1 protein-coding gene is annotated in these 425 nt (G+C 69.2%); it reads right to left on the minus strand.

What is annotated here, in order from left to right:
* Positions 1-425: bifunctional ornithine acetyltransferase/N-acetylglutamate synthase (locus tag ACSNOH_RS35155; RefSeq protein ID WP_436725498.1), on the minus strand; the 425-nt coding region annotated here is incomplete at both ends.

A 425-nucleotide genomic window follows, 5' to 3' on the forward strand; every position in this document is an offset into this window, starting at 1 on the left:
GCAAGGTCATCACACACGGCGCGGACGGCTTCGGCGAAGGCGTCCTGGGCGGGCGTGAGGCCGGAGGCACCCGAGGCCAGCAGCAGCACCGTGTCGTTGGTCGACATACACCCGTCGGAATCGACCCGGTCGAACGTCGTCCGCGTCGCAGCACGCAACGCCGCATCCAGCCCGCCGGAGTCGACATCGGCGTCAGTGGTCAGCACGACCAGCATGGTCGCCAGGCCCGGAGCGAGCATCCCCGCCCCCTTGGCCATACCCCCCACCGTCCAGCCCTCCTCACTCTGGACGACAGCGGTCTTGTGGACGGTGTCGGTCGTCTTGATCGCAATGGCCGCCTTCTCACCACCGTGCGCGGAGAGCGCGGCCGCGGCCTTCTCGATCCCGGGAAGCAGCTTGTCCATCGGCAGCCGCACCCCGATCAG

The organism is Streptomyces sp. URMC 127 (assembly GCF_051386535.1).
In the GTDB taxonomy this organism is placed as follows: domain Bacteria; phylum Actinomycetota; class Actinomycetes; order Streptomycetales; family Streptomycetaceae; genus Streptomyces.